Genomic DNA, 18,674 nt, shown 5'->3' with positions numbered 1-18,674 from the left:
GTCCTGCGTGTTCTACGCGCGTCAATCTCTTGGCTCGACAGGGCAGTTGTCAAGAGTCGCCGGATGTACGGGGGTGGGCGCGTGGGTGAACACGGCGGCGTGACGGCTTTCCACGGCCGGGGGCGTCCCAGTCGCACCATGTGCCCCACAGGCACCCCTGGAGGTGGCCTCTTCCCAGTGCGCCGCGAAACCTCCTCGAATGCGTCTACGCTGGCACCGCCCGGGTCCCCCTGCGTCCGGGTCCCTTACGTCCGGGGGCCCGTGAGCCTGCCCCGGATCCCGTACGCCGCGGAGGAGAACCAGCACATGCCCGAAGACCGCCCCACCCTTCCGCCGGTCCGACTGCACTCGGACGCGGAGCTGGCTCGGGCCGCGCTCGGCGCCCCGCTGCTCGCGCGGGCCGTCAGGCTCGCCCGTTGGGCGGGACCGGGGACGCGGGTCGGCGCCGGCGGCGAGCTCGTCGACGAGCAACTGCCCGACGCGGCCGCCGTGTTGGGCCTCGCCGGGGACGAGGAAGGGGCCGCGTGCGCGAGCGAGGCGTGGCGCGTGGCCGTCGACACCGGGCTCGTCGAGGTCGAGGACGCCGACGACGCCGCCGATGACGCCGCCGCTGGTGCCGGTGACGTGACCGGCGGCGACGTCGCCGATGACGACGTCGCGGGCGGCGCGGGCGCCGGGGCCAACCTGGCGCTGGTCACCGGGGGTTCGCCGCAGGACGTACTCGGCCTGTGGCTGGACGCCCTGGACGTCGTCCTCGCCGACGCGAGCGCGCCCTTCTTCGACGACATCGCCGACGTCGTCGGGGCGGACGGCGGAGTCGACTTCGAGGCGCTCGGCTGGGACCCGGAGGCGGAGGCCGAGTTCCTGGAAGGCGTCCTCGGCAACCTGTACCTGCTGACCGTCTCCGACGGCGGCGCCGGTGACCATCCGGTCCCGCTGCCCGTGCTCGCGGCGTCGATGATCGTGCCCGAGGACATGGGGGAACCGACGGACGACGTGCTGGAGCAGGTCTCCGAGGCGATGATGCGCCTCGACGACCAGTTCCGTCTGCTGGAGCCCATCGGGCTCGTCGAGTACCGGCCGGTCGACGAGGCGCTGATGGCGGAGGAGACCGAGGACGCGGCGACCCAGACCGCGGCCGACGACGAGGACGTCTCCCGGTACGGGATGGTCAGGCTCACCCCGCTCGGCCTGTACGGTATCCGGGCCCGGATGCTGGAGGCGGGCGTCGACGCACCCGCCGTGGGGGAACTCGCGGACAAGGGCGCGGAGGTCCTGCTCGACCGGCTCACGCACTTCCCCGAGCCCGCCGCGCGCGCCGAGACCGAGCAGTGGCTGGCCCGGCGCGCACCGGCCGCGGCCGCCCGCGACCTGCTGGCCGCGGCCCGCGGTGCCGACGGCGGGGCACCGCTGCGCCGCCTCCACTGTCAGCAGGCCCTCACGCTGGTCGGCCCGCACGCCGAACCGGAGGTCCGCGCGGTCCTCGACGACGCCGAACTCGGCGGCCTGGCCCGGGTGTGGCTCGCGGAGCGCGGCGCGTCCGACGTGCCGCCGCCGCCGGAGTCGATGATCTTCTGGCTCGCGATCGACACCATCGCGGCGCAACTGGACGCGGACGGCGAGGTCGAGGAACTCCAAGGCCTGGTGGAGGGCCTGGTCGGCCAGCACAGCGGGTTCTTCGATGCGGCGTGGCGGGTGGAGCATCCGCGGACGGCGGACGTGCTGGAGGCGATGGGCAGGCTGCACGGCGACAAGCGGGTGGCGAAGGACGCCCGCAAGGCGGCCTTCAAGTCCCGCTCGGCCCACTGACATTTGGGCCTCCCGGCCCTCGGGGACGTCCGTGCGGGTACCGGACGTTGCGGCATCTGCCCCGCCCCCGCCGGTGGAGGCGATGGCGGAAGCCGGTGGTCCCCGCGGGGACGGCGGCCGCGGGCCCGTCTCCGGGCACGCGGCGCGAAGCGGCCGTGTCCGGGAGTGGCGCCCGCGCGCCGCAGGGGTCTGGGGCGCAGCCCCGGTTTCGGGAAGGGCGGGGTGGGGAAAGCACCCCCGGCGCGGAGCTGCCGCAGCCGGGGGCGGGGCGGCAGCCCCCGGACAGGGGCGCCGGTGTCGGGTGGCGTTCAGGACGTGTTCAGGCGCGCGCGTCATCGTGGCGCACGTCCGATCGATGCGTGGCCACCCAGGAGACCTTCATGCCGCTCAGCCGCAGGGAATTCACCAGACACTCCGCAGGCGTAGCCCTCGCCGGAGCCGTCGGGGCGCTCGCCACCGCGCCCGGAGCGCTCGCGGACGCGGGCGAGGAACTGGACCGGGAGCCCGGCTACGGCCCCCTGGTGCCCGACCCCGACGGCATCCTCTCGCTGCCCGCGGGATTCTCGTACCGCATCCTCACCCGCACCGGCGTCACGCGCCTGGATTCCGGCGAGTTCACGCCCGGCAAGCATGACGGGACGGCGACGTTCGAGGGGCCCCGCGGTTCGACCCTGCTCGTCGTGAACCATGAGCTCAGGGGCGACCGCAGCAGGATCGCGCACCCCGTTCCGCTCGCCGAGGGCCTCGTCTACGACCCGGCCGCGCCCGGCGGTTGCACGGTCGTCGAGAGCCACCGCGGCGGCGAGGTCGCCCAGTGGGTCGGCGTCTCCGGCACCGCGCAGAACTGCGCCGGCGGTACGACCCCCTGGGGCACGTGGCTCACCTGCGAGGAGACCGAGGACCGGGCCGGCCGGAACGGCATGACCAAGGACCACGGCTACGTCTTCGAGGTCGACCCCTACGACCGCCGCGCCAACCGGGCGCCCGAGCCCGTCAAGGCGCTCGGCCGTTTCGCCCATGAGGCCGTCGTCGTCGACCCCAAGCGCGCCCACCTGTACCTCACCGAGGACGCCTCGGGCCCCAACGGCCTGCTCTACCGCTGGGTTCCGCCGCACGGCTTCCAGCACGGACGCGGGCAGCTGCGCACCCTCGCCGACGACGCGGGCGTGCTCCAGGCCGCCAAGTGCTTCGACTCGGGCGGGCGGTTCGTGGACGACCTGTCCCGCGCCACGAAGATCGGCACGGTCTACGGCGTCGACTGGGCCGAGGTCCCCGACCGTGACGCCCGGACCGTCTCCGTGCGCAAGCAGTTCAGGGACGGCGAGATCACCCGGGGCCGCAAGCTCGAAGGCATGTGGTGGGGCGACAGCGGCGTCTACGTGGTCTCCTCGTACGCCCGCGAGGAAAGCCCCGCCCAGCACGACGGCCAGGTCTGGTTCTACGACCCGCGCCGGCGGACGCTGACCCTGAAGGTACTGCTCGGTGTCAAACCCGACCCGTCGCAGGACGGCGCCTTCGACGGCCCGGACAACATCACGGTGTCCCCGTACGGCGGCCTGATCATCGCCGAGGACGGCGAGGGCGTGCAGCACCTGTTCGGCGCCACCGACAGCGGCCGCACGTACCCGATCGCGCGCAACGAGCTGAACGTGGGCACCCAGGAGGACCCGGACTACAGCGAGTTCGCCGGTGTCGTCTTCTCGCCCGACGGCCGCACCCTGTACGCGAGCATCCAGACCCCCGGCATCATGTTCGCCGTCACCGGCCCCTGGAAGCGGCAGCCGGACCGGCACTGACCGCCCCTCCAGGGCGCGCCGGAAAATACGTGGCGCGCCCGGCATCCCGTTTTCTAGAGTCGTCACCACGAACTGCACCTCCCGGTGCGCCGGCCGCGGCTACTTCCTCTGACAAAAAGACGCCGCTGCCATCCTGGATCTCGGGAGGCGCAGTTTCGTGAGGCGCCCGTTTCCCGTGCGCCCGGTGTGCATCTCCGGAAATTCGGGGGGATTTCCTATCACTCGCTTCAACAGCGCCGCGGCCCGCACGGAGGCCGCACCGTATTCCTACGTCGGCCCCGGCGGCCGCGTTCTCTATCTGGACGAGGAACCCGCACCGCATTCCCACGTGCGCTCCAGTCGGCCCGCCCCGGCCGCGTTTCCCGTCCTTCGCACGTACGAGGGAGCCGCCGGGTTCCAGCGGGACCCGCACTCCGAGCTCTATCTGCTCGCGCTGGCCGACTTCGTGGGCCAGCGGACCTTTTACGAGGCGGCCGGCGACCGCGACGACCGGTTCGCCGCGCTCGTGCGCAGGCTCGCCGTCGAGGACCCGCAGTGGACCGCCGAGCTGCTCGGCTGGCTGCGGAGCCGCGCCCACATGCGGACCGCGTCGATCGTGGGCGCCGCCGAGTTCGTGCACGCGCGACTCGCGGCGGGCGCCACCCGGGGCGGGTACAACCGCCGGGTCGTCGACTCCGTGCTGCAGCGCGCCGACGAGCCCGGCGAACTGCTCGCGTACTGGACGTCGCGGTACGGCCGCACCGTGCCCAAGCCCGTCAAGCGCGGTGTCGCGGACGCCGTGCGGCGGCTGTACGGAGCGCGGTCGCTGCTCAAGTACGACACCGCGAGCAAGGGGTACCGCTTCGGTGACGTGCTCAATCTGGTGCACGCCTCGCCGGATCCCGCGAAGCCCTGGCAGGGCGACCTGTTCCGGTACGCGCTCGACCGCAGGCACCACGCCGACCGCGCCGAGCCGCCCGCCTCACTGCGGGTGCTCACGGCGCACCGTGAGCTGATGGAGCTGCCCGTTGGGGAGCGGCGGGCCGCCGTCGTCGCGCCCGGTGGTGCCGAGCGCCTGGCCGCGGCGGGCATGACGTGGGAAGCGCTGGCGGGCTGGCTCCAGGGGCCGATGGACGCGGCGGCCTGGGAGGCCGTCATCCCCTCCATGGGGCCGATGGCCCTGGTCCGCAACCTCCGGAACTTCGACGAGGCCGGTGTCTCGGACGAAGTGGCCGCACAGGTCGCGGCGCGGATCTCGGACCCCGAAGCGGTCGCCGCGTCACGGCAGTTCCCCTTCCGCTACCTCGCCGCGTACCAGCACGCCCCGTCGCTCCGCTGGGCGTACCCGCTGGAGGTGGCCCTCGGACACTCGCTGGCGAACGTGCCCGCGCTGCCGGGGCGGACGCTGGTGCTCGTCGACCGCTCGGGGTCGATGTGGTCGCCGCTGTCCGACCGCTCGGAGCTCAACCGCGCCGACGCGGCGGCGATCTTCGGCACGGCCGTCGCGATGCGCGCCGAGAAGGCGGACCTCGTCCAGTTCGGCACGGGCCACACCCCGGTGGCGTACACGAAGGGGGAGTCGGTGCTGAAGGTGCTGGAGCGTTTCGGCATGCTCGGCGGCACCAGCACCACCGCAGCCGTGCGGGCGCACTACCGGAGCCACGACCGGGTACTGATCGTCACCGACGAGCAGGCCGCGTACCACCACTGCGGCGATCCCACCGGCCAGGTCCCCGCCCGCGTCCCCGTCTACACCTGGAACCTGGCGGGCTACCAGGTGGGCCACGGTCCCTCGGGCGGCGCCAACCGGCACACCTTCGGCGGGCTGACCGATGCCGCCTTCCGGATGGTGCCCCTCATCGAACAGGGGATGTCGGCCGACTGGCCCTGGAGGTGAGCGGCCACCGGGGACGCCGCGAGGACGCCCCCGGTGGTGCGGGCGTCACAGAGCCTGTGCCGCCGGCTTGACCATGCCGCGCACCGTGCGCGACTTCACGAAGTCGCCCATCGCGGTCATCTCCCACTCCCCGGAGAACTGCTTGATCAGCTTGGCCATCATCACGCCGGTCTGCGGCTCGGCGCTCGTGAGGTCGAAGCGGACCAGCTCCTCCCCGGTGGCGGCGTCGATCAGACGGCAGTAGGCCTTGGCGACCTCGGTGAACTTCTGCCCGGAGAAGGAGTTCACCGTGAAGACGAGGCCCGTCGCGTCGGCGGGCAGCCGGCCGAGGTCGACGACGATGACCTCGTCGTCCCCCGCGCCCTCGCCGGTCAGATTGTCGCCGGAGTGCTTGATGGAGCCGCCCAGGATGGACAGCTTGCCGAAGTAGCAGCTGTCCAGGTGGTTGCGGCTGGGGCCGTAGGCGATGACCGAGGCGTCGAGGTCGATGTCCTTGCCGCGGAACGCCGGCTCCCAGCCGAGGCCCATCTTCACCTGCGAGAGCAGCGGGCGGCCGCCCTTGACCAGGGAGACGGTCTGGTTCTTCTGCAGGCTGACGCGGCCCTTGTCGAGGTTGATCTTCCCGGTGGCGGCCGGTGCGGCGGGGGCGGGCGGCGCTGCCGGCGGCGGTGCGGCGGCGGCGATGCGCGGGTCGGGAGCCGCGGGGGCGGGCGTGGGAGGCGCGGCGGGGGCCGGAGCGGGAGCGGGCGTCGGCGCGGGGGCCGGGGCGGCCGTGGGCTCCTCGTCGACCGAGACGCCGAAGTCGGTGGCGATGCCGGCCAGGCCGTTCGCATAGCCCTGGCCGACCGCGCGGGCCTTCCAGGCGCCGTTCCGCAGGTAGATCTCGACGACCACCAGCGCGGTCTCGGCGCCCAGCTGCGGCGGCGTGAAGGTGGCGATCGCGCTGCCGTCGTCCGCGTTGCGGAGGGTCGCGGTCGGCTCGATGCCCTGGAAGGTCTGTCCCGCGGCGTCCGGGCTGGCCGCCACGACGATCTTCTCGATGCCGGGCGGGACGGCCGCGGTGTCCACGACGATCGCGTCCGGGGCGGTGCCCCCGCCGGAGCGGTAGGTGACGCCGGGGCCCTGCGGCTGGTTGTAGAAGATGAAGTCGTCGTCGGAGCGCACCTTGCCGTCGGCGGTGAGCAGCAGGCCCGATACGTCGAGCCGCACCGGGGCGGCGACGTCCACCGCCACACGGGCGGTGGCCAGGGGAATGTTCGAGCCGGGGGTCATAGCTGTCATGCCAGGAGTAACGAGCGAGACCGCTTTACCGTTCCCTTACCGTCGTCACCGGTTACGGGGGTGGCTGCGCGCGGCCCGCTCGTTGCCGAACTTGTACGCGCCGGTCCAGCGGGCCATGACCAGCTGGGCGTCCCCGGCCGTCACCTCGGCGAGGAACGCGGGCGACGCCGGCGCCGCCGCGGTCTTCGCCTGCTGCGGCACCGGGGAGTTCCACGCCCTGTCCCCGGACGAGTTCCGTCTGTGCGTCGAGGCGGCCGTCGAGGAGAGCGCCGGAGAGGTCCCGGTCCTCGCCGGCACGGGATACGGCACCGCGCTCGCCGTCCGGTACGCGCGCATCGCCGAGGACGCGGGGGCGGACGGGCTGCTCGCCATGCCGCCCTACCTCGTCGTGGCCGGCCAGGACGGTCTCGTGCGCCACTACACCGCGCTCGCCGCCGCGACCGCCCTCGACGTGATCGTCTACCAGCGCGACAACGCCGTCTTCACCCCCCGGACCGTCGTCGGACTCGCCCGAGTGGAGCGGATCATCGGCCTCAAGGACGGCCACGGCGACCTCGACCTGATGCAGCGCATCGTGAGCGCGGTGCGCGCCGAGGTGCCCGAGCGGGACTTCTGTACTTCAACGGGCTGCCCACCGCCGAGCTCACGGAGCCCGCCTACCGCGCCATCGGCGTCCCCCTCTACTCCTCCGCCGTCTTCGCCTTCGCCCCCGACATCGCGGTCGCCTTCCACCGGGCCCTGGCGAACGGCGACGACAAGACCGTGAACCGGCTGCTCGACGGCTTCTTCGCACCCCTCGTCGAACTGCGCAACCAGGGCCGCGGCTACGCCGTCTCGCTCGTCAAGGCGGGCGTACGGCTCGAGGGGCTCGCCGTCGGCGAGGTCCGGCCGCCCCTGTCCGAACCCTCCGCCGACCACGTCGCCGCGCTCGCGGCGCTGATCGCGCGCGGCCGCGCGCTGCTGGAGGAGCGGGCGTGAGGGCCTCCGCGTTCCTCTACCGCTGGGACGTGACCGGCGACCCCCACACCGCGGACCGCATCGCGGACCTCGGCGTCCGGCAGGTGACGCTCGCCGCGGCCTACCACTCCACCCGGGCCCTGACCCCGCGCCACCCGCGTCACCGGATCGTCACCGCCCCGCACGCGGCCGTGCTCTACCCGCCGGACCCGGCGTACTGGGCGGGGCGCGGGCTGCGGCCGTATGGGCCCGGGGACTGGGCGCCGGGCGACGCCTTCGGCGAGGCGGCGGCCGCCCTCGCGGACGCCGGCCTCGACGTCCACAGCTGGGTGGTCCTGGCGCACAACTCCCGCCTCGGTGCGGAGCATCCGGACACCTCCGTCGTCAACGCCCACGGCGACCGCTATCCCTGGGCGCCCTGCATCGCGCAGCCCGCCGTGCGCGACCACCTCGTCGCCCTCGCGGCCGAGGCGGCGCCGCGGCCCGGCGCGCGCGGCACCGAGCTGGAGTCCTGCGGCTGGTACGGCCTCGCGCACCTGCACGCGCACGACAAGATCGCGGGGGTGGGGCTCGGGGACGCGGCGCAGTACCTCATGTCGCTCTGCTTCTGCCCGTCCTGCCGACAGGGTTACGCGGACCGGGGGATCGCGCCGGACCGACTGGCCCGGGCCGTGCGGCAGGCGCTCGAACCGGTCTGGCGGGGTGCGGCGCCGCCAGGCGAGCGCCTTCTCGACCCCGAACTGGCCACGCCCGTCCTCGAGTTCCGTACACACACGGCCCGTACGTTCCAGGAGTCCGCGATCGCCGCGGTGCGCGCGGCGGCGCCGCCCGGATTCCGGGTCCTGGTCCACGCTGACCCGGTGGCGCACCACTGCGGGGGCCAACGCGGGGGTCGACGCGGCGCACATCCTGTCGGTGGCGGACGGTGTGGTGGTGCCGTGCGCCCAGGGCCCCGGCCTGCTGGAGCCGTTCGCGCGCCACGCGCCGGACGGCGCCGTGCTCGCGGCGAACCTGGCCGTCGTCGCGGGGATGGGCGGCTCCCCGGGGACCCTCGCGGCGGACGCCGCGAGGGCGGCCGCGTCGGGGGTGACCGAACTGCGCCTGTACCACGCGGGGCCGGCGTCGGACGCGGACCTGACGGCGATCCGCACCGCCCTGGCCGACCTCACCTGACGCGCCCACGCTCCTGCCGGATCAGGTCGCACGGGAAGGTATCGGCCCGATAGAAAATGCTGCCCACGTTCGCATTGATGCGTGTGCGAGGGTGCCGGCCACCTCCGGCCGGACGAGCCGCGCGACCTTCACGCCGAGGTCCTGACTTGGCGAGGCCGGCCCGTTCTGCGATATCCTCGAATGGAATTGATGCGCCCGCCGGTCCGAGTTCGAGCAGTTCGACCGCAGCGGCCGACATTTCGTTTCCGCTGCTCGAGGTAGTGCCGCTCCCAGCGCATCTCGTGCCCCGTCGACATCCGGCGTGTGCACCGAGCGGCATACCCGCGATCCAAGAGGTATGTCCACAGCTTGCCCAGTGAACGCGAGAGGTGCCACGTGCTGGTCGATCCATTGCAGTAGGCGGTCCGTCGCACGATTGCCGTCGTGAGGGAGATCAGTTCCCATGGATCTCAACACCATCACCGAAGTCATCCGGCGGCCGCCCGATCGGCCAGGCGTGGACTGGCGAGAAGGTGACGCCTGGCTCGCAGGCGGAACGTGGCTGTTCTCCGCCGAACAGCCGAACCTGCGCCGCCTGATCGACCTGACAGCGTTGCGCTGGGACCCCCTGGTCCCCAGCGACGCGGGCCTCGAAATCGGCGCGACATGCACCATCCGCGACCTGCGTGCCTTCGAGCCGCAAGGTGATTGGATCGCGGGCTCCCTTTTCGCGAAAAGCTGCGAGGCGTTCCTGTCCTCGTTCAAAGTCTGGAACTCGGCGACCGTCGGCGGCAATATCTGCATGTCTCTGCCCGCCGGCCCCATGATCACGCTGACGGTCGCACTCGAGGCGAAGTACGAGCTGTGGGCCCCTGACGGGTCCACGCGTATTGTCGATGCCCTCGACTTCGTGACCGGAGACCATCGGAACATTCTTACTCCCGGAGAAGTCCTGCGGCGCATCGATATTCCGGCGCGCGCCCTGCGCAAACGCACCGCGGACCGCCGCTTCACGCTGACCCGCCTCGGCCGTTCGACCGTATTCCTCATCGGTACGCAGACGCCGGGAACGAGCGACCTGCTGCTCACCGTCACAGCCGGCACCGCACGGCCCGTGCGCATTGCTTTCGACACCATGCCCGATGCCCGGACTCTGCAGGAGAGCATCGACGTCATCCCCGCCGACGTCTGGTTCGCCGATCCCAACGGGACCCCGGACCACCGTCGCCACCTGACGAAGCACTTCGCCGAAGAGATTCGTCGCGAACTCATCGCCGGAGGTCCGGCATGACCTGCATCGTGAACGGCAACATCTTCGACGAAGAACCAGACCCCGGCCAGTGCCTGCGCACCTTCCTCCGCTCGCTCGGCCACTACGGCGTCAAAAAGGGTTGCGACGCAGGGGATTGCGGCGCGTGCACGGTGTGGTTGGACGGCATTCCCGTACACAGCTGCATCACCCCCGCTTTCCGCGCGGACGGCCGCGAGGTGACGACGATCGAGGGCCTCGGATCACCCGGCGACCTGCATCCGATGCAGCGGCAGTTCCGCGACGCCCCGGGGTTCCAGTGCGGTTTCTGTACCGCAGGGATGATCATGACGTCGGCGACGTTCACCGAGGCCCAGAAAGCGGACCTGCCACGGTCGTTGAAGGGCAACCTCTGCCGCTGCACCGGCTATCGGGGGATCGAGGATGCCGTGAAGGGCGTCGTCGGCGTAGAGACAGCCGCGCCGGGAAAGGCCGTCGGGGCGAGCGTCAGTGCGCCGGCAGCGAACGACGTGGTAACCGGTCACGCCGAGTTCACGATGGACACCCGTATCGAAGGCATGCTGCACCTCAAAGTGCTGCACTCACCACACGCGCATGCCCGGATCGTCTCGATCGACAAGTCAGCGGCACTCGCGGTTCCCGGTGTGCATCGGGTCTACACCTGGGAAGATGTGCCGCGCAAGCGTTTTACCACGGCGATCCACACCGACCATCTTGTCGATCCGGACGACACCTTCGTCCTCGACAACACGGTCCGTTTCGTCGGCCAACGCGTCGTCGCGGTCCTGGCCGACACGGTCGGGGCGGCAGAAGAGGGCTGCCGAAGGGTCGTCGTCGAGTACGAGTCGATGCCGGCGGTATTCGACCCCGAAGAGGCGATGGCCGAGGGGGCGCCCCAACTGCACGATACGCACGATCCATTCGTCCGCGATCCCGTGCGCAACATCCTGCTCGAGGTCCACTCGCACATCGGCGACATCGACGCAGGGTTCGCCGAGGCCGACGTGGTCCACGAAGGCACGTACTCGTCACCCCGCGTGCAGCACGCGCATCTCGAGACGCACGGCTCGATCGCCTGGATGCAGGACGGTCGTCTCAACGTCCGCACCAGTTCGCAGTCGCCTTCGATCGCGAAAGTCAAACTCGAGTATCTGTTCGGGCTGCGCCCGGACCAGCTCCGTGTGTTCTGCAAACGCGTCGGCGGTGGCTTCGGCGGCAAACAGGAAGTGATCTCGGAGGATCTGGTCGCGCTCGCCACCCTGGACACCGGGCGGCCTGTCTGCTTCGAGTACACCCGAGAGGAGGAGTTCACCACGGCCTCGCCACGGCATCCGATGACATTGACGGTCAAGCTCGGCGCGAAGGCGGACGGAACGCTCACGGCGATCCACGTCCGCAATGTCTCGAACACCGGCGCCTACGGCAACCACGGCGGCGAAACGCTGTACGCAGGCGGCGCCGCGGTCATGACCTACCGCTGCCCCAACAAGAAGTACGACGGCTTCTCCGTCTATACGAACACCGTTCCGAGCGGGGCACTGCGCGGTTATGGGATGACGCAACCGGCGTTCGCCATGGAATCGGCCATGCACGAACTGGCACGCGCACTGCACATCGATCCGCTCGAACTGCGACGACGCAACATCGTGCGACCGGGTGACCCGCTCGTCGCCATGCATGCCGGGCCCGACGACGTGACGTTCACCGAGGACGGGCTCGCGCAGTGCATCGATCTCGTGGACGAGGCCATGGCCCGTACAGCCGGTGAGCCGTCCCCCGGGCCCGAGTGGCTCGTCGGGGCCGGCGTCGCGAGTTCCTTGCACGAGACCGCGCCCCCGACCGAACACATCTCAGAAGCCTGGGTCACGCTTGGTGACGACCTCATGTACGAGGTGGCCGTCGGAACAGCGGAATTCGGCGAGGGTACCTCGACCGCCCATGTCCAGATCGCGGCCAACCAGCTGGGCACGACGCCGTCGCGGATTCGCCTGGTGCAGTCCGACACCGACCGCACGGGATTCGACACGGGCGCCTTTGCGAGTGCTGGGCTTTTTGTGGCGGGCAACGCAGTACTTCGAGCGGCCAATGCGGTACGTGACCGCATCCTGGAATTCGCTGCCGCGCACACGGGTGTCCATGTGGTGATGTGCTCGATGGACGACGAGGGCGTCGTCTGCGGCGAGCAGCGCGTGTCGTTGGCCGAGCTCGTCGCACTGGCCCGAGCGCGCGGAATCCGGTTCACCGCCGCCCGCAAGGCCTACGGCTCGCCCCGAAGCGTCACCTTCAATACGCAGGGGTTCCGGATCGCCGTCCACCGGGTGACGGGTGAGATCCGTATCCTTTACAGCGTTCAGGCGACCGACGCCGGCGTAGTCGTCAACCCCGCGCAGGTCCGGGGACAGGTCGAAGGCGGTGTCGCCCAGGGAATCGGCTTCGCGCTGACCGAGAACTACCATGTCGACGCGAAGGGTGGCATGGTCAACCCGAACTTCCGCAACTACCGCATCCCCGCCTACGCCGACATCCCCCGCACCGACGTGCTCCTGGTGGACTCGTCGGATTCCGTTGGGCCCATGCGGTCGAAGGGAATGGCGGAATGCTGCATCAACCCGGTAGCCCCCGCGCTGGCCAACGCGCTCCATGACGCCACGGGCGTCCGCTGCCGTGCGCTGCCCCTGACGCCGGAACGGATCTACAGCCGGCTCACCGCATACCATTCGTCGCCGACGGGCTTGAGCACATGAACACAGAAAAGCTCGATGAAGCCGCTGCGACGGCCATCATCGGCCAGAAGGTTCTGTCTGGCCTGGAGCAGGAGTACGAAACGTGGCAGGAGGAGCTCAACGCCGCTGCCGCCGACTATCCCGGGTACCTCGGCGCCGAGATCTCCCCGCCGACACCCCTGCAGTCCGACTGGGTTGTCGTATACCGATTCGACTCGATAGCCCATCTGCAAGCGTGGATCAACAGCGCAACCAGGCAGAGGTTTCTCGATGCCGGCCGCAAATACTTTGACGGTCCCGCTACCCAGCAGGTTGTGAGCGGTGGCACGCAGCCGGCGGATCCGCTCGTGACCGTTGTGGTCTCCCACCGCGTCCATCCGGACCACGTCGACGAATTTCTCGACTGGCAGGGCCGCATGAGCCGGGAGGAGAGCAATTTCGAAGGCTTTCGCGGGACCGAGGTCTTCCGACCGATCGAGGGACTTCAGGACGAATGGACCACGCTGTACCGATTCGACAGCGCCGAACATCTCGATGCCTGGCTGACGTCGACCGAGCGGCGGGAAGTCCTCGCTGAGGGCGAGAAGTTCAACGACTTCAAACTGCGCACGATCGACAACTCGTTCGGCAGCTGGTTCGCCTTCGAAGAGAACGGCAAGGAAGCGCCGCCGCCTTCGGAGACCAAAACCGCCATCGCGGTCTGGGTGGGCTTGTACCCGACTGTCGTGCTGCTGACGCTCGTCCTGTCGCCGCTGAGGATGCCGCTCTGGCTCGGGCTGCTGGTGGGCAATCTGCTGTCGAGCTTCGTGATGAGCTTCTTCACGATGCCCTACTACGTGAACCCGCTGCTCAAGCGGTGGCTGCGGCCGTCCCCGGACGAACCGGCGGCGAAGACCAACCTCGTCGGCCTCGGCGTCGTGGCCGCGGTGACCGTGTTCTGGGTCGTTGTCTTCTACGTCGTGACGACCCAGATCTGGACGCTGCCCTGACCTGGCGACGCCCGAGTGCCATCGGTCCCGCCCATAGATCACGACGTCGCACCGGTGTCCTGGGTGCGGCGGGTCAGGAGGAGGGCCGTGAGGAGGCCGAGGGCGCCGATCGCGGGGAGCAGGGCGCGGACGTCCAGGAACGCCACCAGCCCCGCGCCCACCGCGAGCGTCACCGCGTTCGGGACGAACATCAGGGTGCTCGCCGTCGCCGCCGTGCGGCCCACGACGGTGTCCGGCGTCTCCCGCTGGACCGCCGTCATCGCCGCGATCAGCACGCACGGCAGCCCCAGGCCGATCGCCGCGCTGCACACCAGGGCCACCGTGTCGTACGGCAGCATCCGCAGCGCGGCCGCCGTCGCGAACACCGCGACACCGGCCGCCGCGAAGCCCCGCTCCCCGAGCCTGCGCAGCAGCGGTCCCGCCAGCAGCCCGCTCAGCACCGAGCCCACGCCCTGCGCCGCGTACAGCACGCCGACGAACGCGGGGGAGCGGTCCAGCACCGTGTCCGCCACGGCGAAGACCAGTGCGCCGTTCAGGCCTGCCAGCCCCATCGCCGCCGCACCGCCGAGGACCAGCGGCCGCAGCGCCGGTGAACCCACACCCGGCGCGCCCCTTCGAGCAGTCCGTCCCCGGCCGCCTGCCGTACCGGCTTCTCCTCGCGCACCCGCAGCAGCGCGAAGATCCCCGCCGCCACGGCGAACGACACCATGTCCAGCACCGCCACCGAGGGGCCCCCGAAGCGGGTGAACAGCGCAGCGCCCGTCAGCGGCGCGAGCAGTTTCATGCCCTCGTTCGCGGTCGTCCGCAGGCCGTTGAAGTCGCCGAGGAGCCGGCCGTCCACGGCGGCCGCGACGAGCCCGGCCTCGGCCGCGTCGTGCACCACCGAGCCCGCCCCGTACAGGACGAGCACCGCGAACAGGATCCACACCCGTTCCGCCGAGTCCACGGCGAGCACCGGGAGCAGCAGGACGGCCGTCGCGAGGTTCGAGCAGATCAGCAGCGGCCGGCGGCGGAACCGGTCGGCCACCGTGCCGAGCAGCGGGCCGATCAGCGTCGGCGCCCACATCGTGAACGTCGTGAGCGCCGCCAGGGAGTCGGACCCCGTCAGCGACTTGACCCAGATTCCGGCGGCGAGCCACATCGCGGACGAGCCGAAACCGGAGACGACCACTCCGGACAGATACAGCCTCGCGGTGCCGTCACGGAGCACCGCTCCCCCCGTCCAGCGCACGTACGCCCTCCGCTTCCCGGCCGCCGCTCGGCCCCCGCGGTCACGGTGACACCTGAGGCCCTCCTGCGACATAGGGCAGTCGCCGTAGGCGTCTCTTCCGCGAGCCCCGTCACAGCCCTCGCAGAAGTGACGCACCGCCTACCTCAGCGCCGCCTCCATCATCTTCTGCGCGACCGGAGCGGCCAGGCCGTTGCCGCTGACCTCCGAGCGCTCCGCGCCCGAGTCCTCGATCACCACGGCCACCGCGACCTGCTTGCCCGTGTCCGAGGACCTGGCGTAGGAGGTGAACCAGGCGTACGGCGTCTTACTGTTGTTCTCGCCGTGCTGGGCGGTGCCGGTCTTGCCGCCGATCTCGGCGCCGGGGATCCGCGCGTTGGAGCCGGTGCCGTCCTCGACGACCGTCACCATCGCGCTGCGCAGCTGCTCCGCCGTCGACGACGACACGATCCGCCGCGCCTCACCGTCCTCGTAGGACCGGAGGGTGTCGCCGTCGGCGGAGACGACCTTCGAGACCATGTGCGGCGAGGCCAGCACCCCGTCGTCGGCGATGGCCGAGGACACCAGTGCCATCTGCAGCGGCGTCGCGGTCACGTCGAACTGGCCGATGCCCGTCAGCGCGGTCGAGGACTCGTTCATCCCCTTCGGGTACACACTGGCCGACGCCCGCACGGGCACGTCCTGCTCGTCGTCGTTGAAGCCGAACTTCTCCGCCATCGCCCGGACCTTGTCCTGCCCCAGGGCCACCGCCATCTTGCCGAAGACGTTGTTGCACGAGTACTGCAGCGCCGTGCGGATGGTGGCGTTCTCGCAGGGAGCGGACGGGTTCTCGTTCTCGAGGTCGGTGACCGTGCCGGGCAGGCGGTACGGGTCCGGGCTCTCGGTCCGCTCGTCCACCGAGGCGTACAGGCCGTCCTCCAGCGCGGCCGCCGCGACCACCAGCTTGAACGTCGAGCCCGGCGGCAGCGGCTGCCGCAGCGCGCGGTTGACCAGCGGTTTGTCCTCGTCGGCCGTCAGCGTGCGCCAGGTGTCGCCGTCGTTCGTGCCGCTGATCGACGACGGGTCGTACGAGGGCGTGCTGACCATGCCGAGGATCTCGCCGGTCTCCGGGTCGATCGCGACGGCCGCGCCCTTGGCGTCGCCGAGCGCCTCGAACCCGGCCTTCTGCACGGCCGGGTCGATCGTCGTGAGCACGTCACCCGGCTCCTGGTGCGCGCGCGTGAGCGCGTCCAGGGGGTTCTTCAGACGGTCGTCGGTGCCGTCCAGGACACCGGAGTAGATGCCCTCCAGCTGGGTCGCCCCGTACGCCTGCGAGCTGTAACCCGTGACGGCCGCGTAGAGCGCGCCGTCGGTGTACGTGCGCCGGTAGGCCAGATCGCCGCTGTCCGTCCTCTCCGAGCCGGTGACCGGGGAGCCGGCCACGATGATGTCACCGAGCGGCTGCGCGTACTGCGCGATGACCTTCCGCCGGTTGCGTTCGTCGTTCGCGAGCGCCTTCGCCTCGTACGCCTGCACCCAGGTCGCCCGCACCAGCAGGGCGAGGACCAGCAGCAGGCTGAAGACGGCGGCGCGCCTGATCGTCTTGTTCATCCCGTGGGAGGACGAGCGGCGGACCGCCCGGTGTTCCGCGGATGCCGTTTTCTCAGGACTTCCTCATGCGGCGCCCTCTCGGGAACCGGCCCCGCCGTCCGGTCACCGCGGTGAGATGAACCCCGACTCGTACGCCGCGATCACCGCCTGCGTACGGTCCCGCACACCCGTCTTGGCGAGGACCGAGGCCACGTGCGTCTTCACCGTGGCCGCGCCCACGCCCATCCGCCCGGCGATCTCCGCGTTGGTCAGGCCCGTGGCCATCAGCCGCAGCACCTCCGCCTCCCGCTCGGTCAGCCGGCCCGCCCAGGCGGGCAGGTCCGCCGGAGCGCGACGGCCGTACTCGGCGGCCAGCGAACGCACCGCCGCGGGGAACAGCAGCGAGTCGCTGCTCGCGACCAGCCGCACCGCCTGCACCAGCTCCTCGGCGGCGGCACGCTTGAGCAGGAACCCGGACGCACCCGCGCGCAGCGCGTCGTACACGTACGCGTCGTTCTCGAAGGTCGTCACCACCACGATCCGCGGCGGCGAGTCCATCGTGCCGAGGATCTGCTCGGTGGCCCGGATCCCGTCGATCTCCGGCATCCGCACATCCATCAGGACCACGTCCGGCCGCCGTTCGCGCACCATCGACACCGCCTCGGCGCCGGTGGCCGCCTCGCCCACCACCTCCAGGCCCGGCTCGGCGTCGAGGATGACGCGCAGCGCCGTGCGGACCATCCGCTCGTCGTCGGCGAGGGCGATACGGACCGCGCTCATCGGCCGGCTCCCAGCGGCAGCAGGGCCGACAGCCGCCACACCGCGCCCCGCGGCCCGGCACCCGCCCGGCCGCCGAGCAGCGCGGCGCGCTCGGTGATGCCGCGCAGGCCGCGTCCGCCGCCCGGGCGCGCCACGGGAGCCCGGTCGGGCAGGGGGTTCTCCATCGTGATCTCCAACTCCTCGCCGCGTACGGCGATCCACAGGGACACCGGGACCGCCCCGGCGTGCCGCAGGGCGTTGCTCAGCCCCTCCTGGACGATGCGGTACGCCTCGCGGGAGACGTGGGCGGGCACCGAGGCCGGATCTCCCTCGGTGTGCACGGCGACGCGCACCCCGCTGCGGGACACCAGACCGTCCAGCGTGTCCAGCGTCGGACCGGTGGCGCGGTCCGCTCCCTCTCCGTCCTGCCGCAACAGGCCGAGGACGGCGTCGAGTTCGCCGACGGTGCGCCTCGTCGTCTCCTCGATCGCGGTCAGCGCCTCCCGGACGAACTCCACGTCGCGATCCAGCACCCTGCGCGCGGCGCCCGCCTGCAGGGTCACCGCGCTGAGGGCATGGCCGACCGAGTCGTGCAGCTCGCGGGCGAGGCGGTTGCGTTCGGCGAGCTCGGCGGCCCGCTGCTCGGCCACGGCGAGCCGGTCGGCGGGGGTCGGGCCGAGCAGCACCGGCGCCTGGCGCGCGAGCAGGGCCCCGGCCCCCGCCGAGCACGCGGCGAGGGCGAGGAGCATGGCGAACCCCGCGGGCGGCAGCAGCAGGAGACGGTCGAACGGGCGCATCGACCACGGCACATGGAGGAAGTCCTGCACCGAGCGGCTGAGCGGCGCGACGATCAGCGTGACCGCGAACGGGGGCAGCGCGAGCGACGCGCCGCTGACCAGCGCGCCGATGCCCAGATGCAGGGTGAACCAGGCCGAGGTGCGCAGGCGCGCGGCCCAGCTGTGCGCGGGTCCGTCCGCGAACAGCTCGGCGGGCACCCCGGTGAGCGCCCGGGCCACGCCCACCGACAGCGGTCTGGCCAGCGGCAGCAGCGCGGCGACAGCGGCGAGCGGCAGGGCGACGAGGTACGCACCGAACTGCACGACGAACGAGGTCGTGAAGAGGTTTCCCGTCTCGCCCAGCGGCCCGACCACGGTCGTCCCGACGAGCCAGAACGGCATCAACAGCGCGCCGCCGAGCACGAGATGGACCCAGCGGAGCCGCGCCCGCCTCCCGAACAGGCCCCGCAGCACGACGCGCCACATCCC

At 71.5% G+C, this 18,674-nt stretch carries 10 protein-coding genes and 3 pseudogenes; 8 read left to right on the top strand and 5 right to left on the bottom strand.

Going from position 1 to position 18,674, the window contains the following annotated elements; genetic code table 11:
- Window positions 1-306 precede the first annotated feature (306 nt).
- The 3 genes from ACWD0A_RS13815 (at window position 307) to ACWD0A_RS13805 (ending at window position 5,481) form a co-directional block, all read left to right on the top strand.
- Window positions 307-1,809 (top strand): hypothetical protein, encoded by a 1,503-nt coding sequence (locus tag ACWD0A_RS13815; RefSeq protein ID WP_451297713.1) that lies wholly within the window; start codon window positions 307-309, stop codon window positions 1,807-1,809.
- 380 nt (window positions 1,810-2,189) lie between these two features.
- Window positions 2,190-3,605 (top strand): alkaline phosphatase PhoX, encoded by a 1,416-nt coding sequence (locus ACWD0A_RS13810; protein ID WP_451297872.1) that lies wholly within the window; start codon window positions 2,190-2,192, stop codon window positions 3,603-3,605.
- A 217-nt stretch (window positions 3,606-3,822) separates the two neighbouring features.
- Window positions 3,823-5,481, top strand: coding sequence for a TROVE domain-containing protein (locus tag ACWD0A_RS13805; protein WP_451297870.1), 1,659 nt, complete (start codon window positions 3,823-3,825; stop codon window positions 5,479-5,481).
- Window positions 5,482-5,526: 45 nt separating this feature from the next.
- Here the strand turns inward: ACWD0A_RS13805 and ACWD0A_RS13800 are convergent, their stop codons facing one another.
- A complete protein-coding gene (locus ACWD0A_RS13800; RefSeq protein ID WP_451297711.1) occupies window positions 5,527-6,762 on the bottom strand; it encodes a TerD family protein in 1,236 nt (411 codons plus the stop codon).
- A gap of 115 nt (window positions 6,763-6,877) precedes the next feature.
- Here ACWD0A_RS13800 and ACWD0A_RS13795 point away from each other — a divergent pair.
- The 5 genes and pseudogenes from ACWD0A_RS13795 to ACWD0A_RS13775 all read left to right on the top strand — a co-directional run bounded on the left by ACWD0A_RS13795 (window position 6,878) and on the right by ACWD0A_RS13775 (window position 13,853).
- Window positions 6,878-7,740: pseudogene (locus tag ACWD0A_RS13795) on the top strand (5-dehydro-4-deoxyglucarate dehydratase).
- Window positions 7,737-8,892 (top strand): annotated as a pseudogene (locus ACWD0A_RS13790) (hypothetical protein). Before ACWD0A_RS13795 ends, ACWD0A_RS13790 begins: the two co-directional pseudogenes overlap by 4 nt.
- Window positions 8,893-9,334: 442 nt before the next feature.
- Window positions 9,335-10,162 (top strand): FAD binding domain-containing protein, encoded by an 828-nt coding sequence (locus ACWD0A_RS13785; protein ID WP_451297709.1) that lies wholly within the window; start codon window positions 9,335-9,337, stop codon window positions 10,160-10,162.
- Complete coding sequence (locus ACWD0A_RS13780) at window positions 10,159-12,885, top strand: molybdopterin-dependent oxidoreductase (RefSeq protein WP_451297707.1); 2,727 nt, start codon at window positions 10,159-10,161, stop codon at window positions 12,883-12,885. The genes ACWD0A_RS13785 and ACWD0A_RS13780 overlap by 4 nt, the downstream gene beginning before the upstream one ends.
- Window positions 12,882-13,853 carry an antibiotic biosynthesis monooxygenase gene (locus ACWD0A_RS13775; protein WP_451297705.1) on the top strand — a complete coding sequence of 324 codons (972 nt, stop codon included), beginning with the start codon at window positions 12,882-12,884 and terminating at the stop codon, window positions 13,851-13,853. Before ACWD0A_RS13780 ends, ACWD0A_RS13775 begins: the two co-directional genes overlap by 4 nt.
- A 38-nt stretch (window positions 13,854-13,891) precedes the next feature.
- Here ACWD0A_RS13775 and ACWD0A_RS13770 read toward each other — a convergent pair.
- The 4 genes and pseudogenes from ACWD0A_RS13770 to ACWD0A_RS13755 form a co-directional block, all read right to left on the bottom strand.
- Window positions 13,892-15,084 (bottom strand): annotated as a pseudogene (locus ACWD0A_RS13770) (MFS transporter).
- Between the two features lie 138 nt (window positions 15,085-15,222).
- Window positions 15,223-16,671, bottom strand: coding sequence for a peptidoglycan D,D-transpeptidase FtsI family protein (locus ACWD0A_RS13765; RefSeq protein WP_451297703.1), 1,449 nt, complete (start codon window positions 16,669-16,671; stop codon window positions 15,223-15,225).
- Window positions 16,672-16,773: 102 nt separating this feature from the next.
- On the bottom strand, window positions 16,774-17,430 hold the full coding sequence (locus ACWD0A_RS13760) for a response regulator (RefSeq protein ID WP_451297701.1): 657 nt from the start codon (window positions 17,428-17,430) through the stop codon (window positions 16,774-16,776).
- Window positions 17,427-18,671: a sensor histidine kinase gene (locus ACWD0A_RS13755; protein WP_451297868.1), complete on the bottom strand. Its 1,245-nt coding sequence runs from the start codon at window positions 18,669-18,671 to the stop codon at window positions 17,427-17,429. The genes ACWD0A_RS13760 and ACWD0A_RS13755 overlap by 4 nt, the downstream gene beginning before the upstream one ends.
- Window positions 18,672-18,674 lie beyond the last annotated feature (3 nt).

The sequence above is a fragment of the Streptomyces sp. NPDC002867 genome (assembly GCF_053591895.1).
Note: the sequence above shows the minus strand (reverse complement) of the source record. Positions and strands in the feature narration are given on the sequence as shown.

What these genes read in the sequence shown, in the direction of transcription:
- ACWD0A_RS13765 (WP_451297703.1), bottom strand. Translation starts at nt 16,671, where the DNA reads ATGAACAAGACGATCAGGCGCGCCGCCGTCTTCAGCCTGCTGCTGGTC.
- ACWD0A_RS13755 (WP_451297868.1), bottom strand. Translation starts at nt 18,671, where the DNA reads ATGTGGCGCGTCGTGCTGCGGGGCCTGTTCGGGAGGCGGGCGCGGCTC.
- ACWD0A_RS13780 (WP_451297707.1), top strand. Translation starts at nt 10,159, where the DNA reads ATGACCTGCATCGTGAACGGCAACATCTTCGACGAAGAACCAGACCCC.
- ACWD0A_RS13785 (WP_451297709.1), top strand. Translation starts at nt 9,335, where the DNA reads ATGGATCTCAACACCATCACCGAAGTCATCCGGCGGCCGCCCGATCGG.
- ACWD0A_RS13815 (WP_451297713.1), top strand. Translation starts at nt 307, where the DNA reads ATGCCCGAAGACCGCCCCACCCTTCCGCCGGTCCGACTGCACTCGGAC.
- ACWD0A_RS13800 (WP_451297711.1), bottom strand. Translation starts at nt 6,762, where the DNA reads ATGACAGCTATGACCCCCGGCTCGAACATTCCCCTGGCCACCGCCCGT.
- ACWD0A_RS13775 (WP_451297705.1), top strand. Translation starts at nt 12,882, where the DNA reads ATGAACACAGAAAAGCTCGATGAAGCCGCTGCGACGGCCATCATCGGC.
- ACWD0A_RS13760 (WP_451297701.1), bottom strand. Translation starts at nt 17,430, where the DNA reads ATGAGCGCGGTCCGTATCGCCCTCGCCGACGACGAGCGGATGGTCCGC.
- ACWD0A_RS13810 (WP_451297872.1), top strand. Translation starts at nt 2,190, where the DNA reads ATGCCGCTCAGCCGCAGGGAATTCACCAGACACTCCGCAGGCGTAGCC.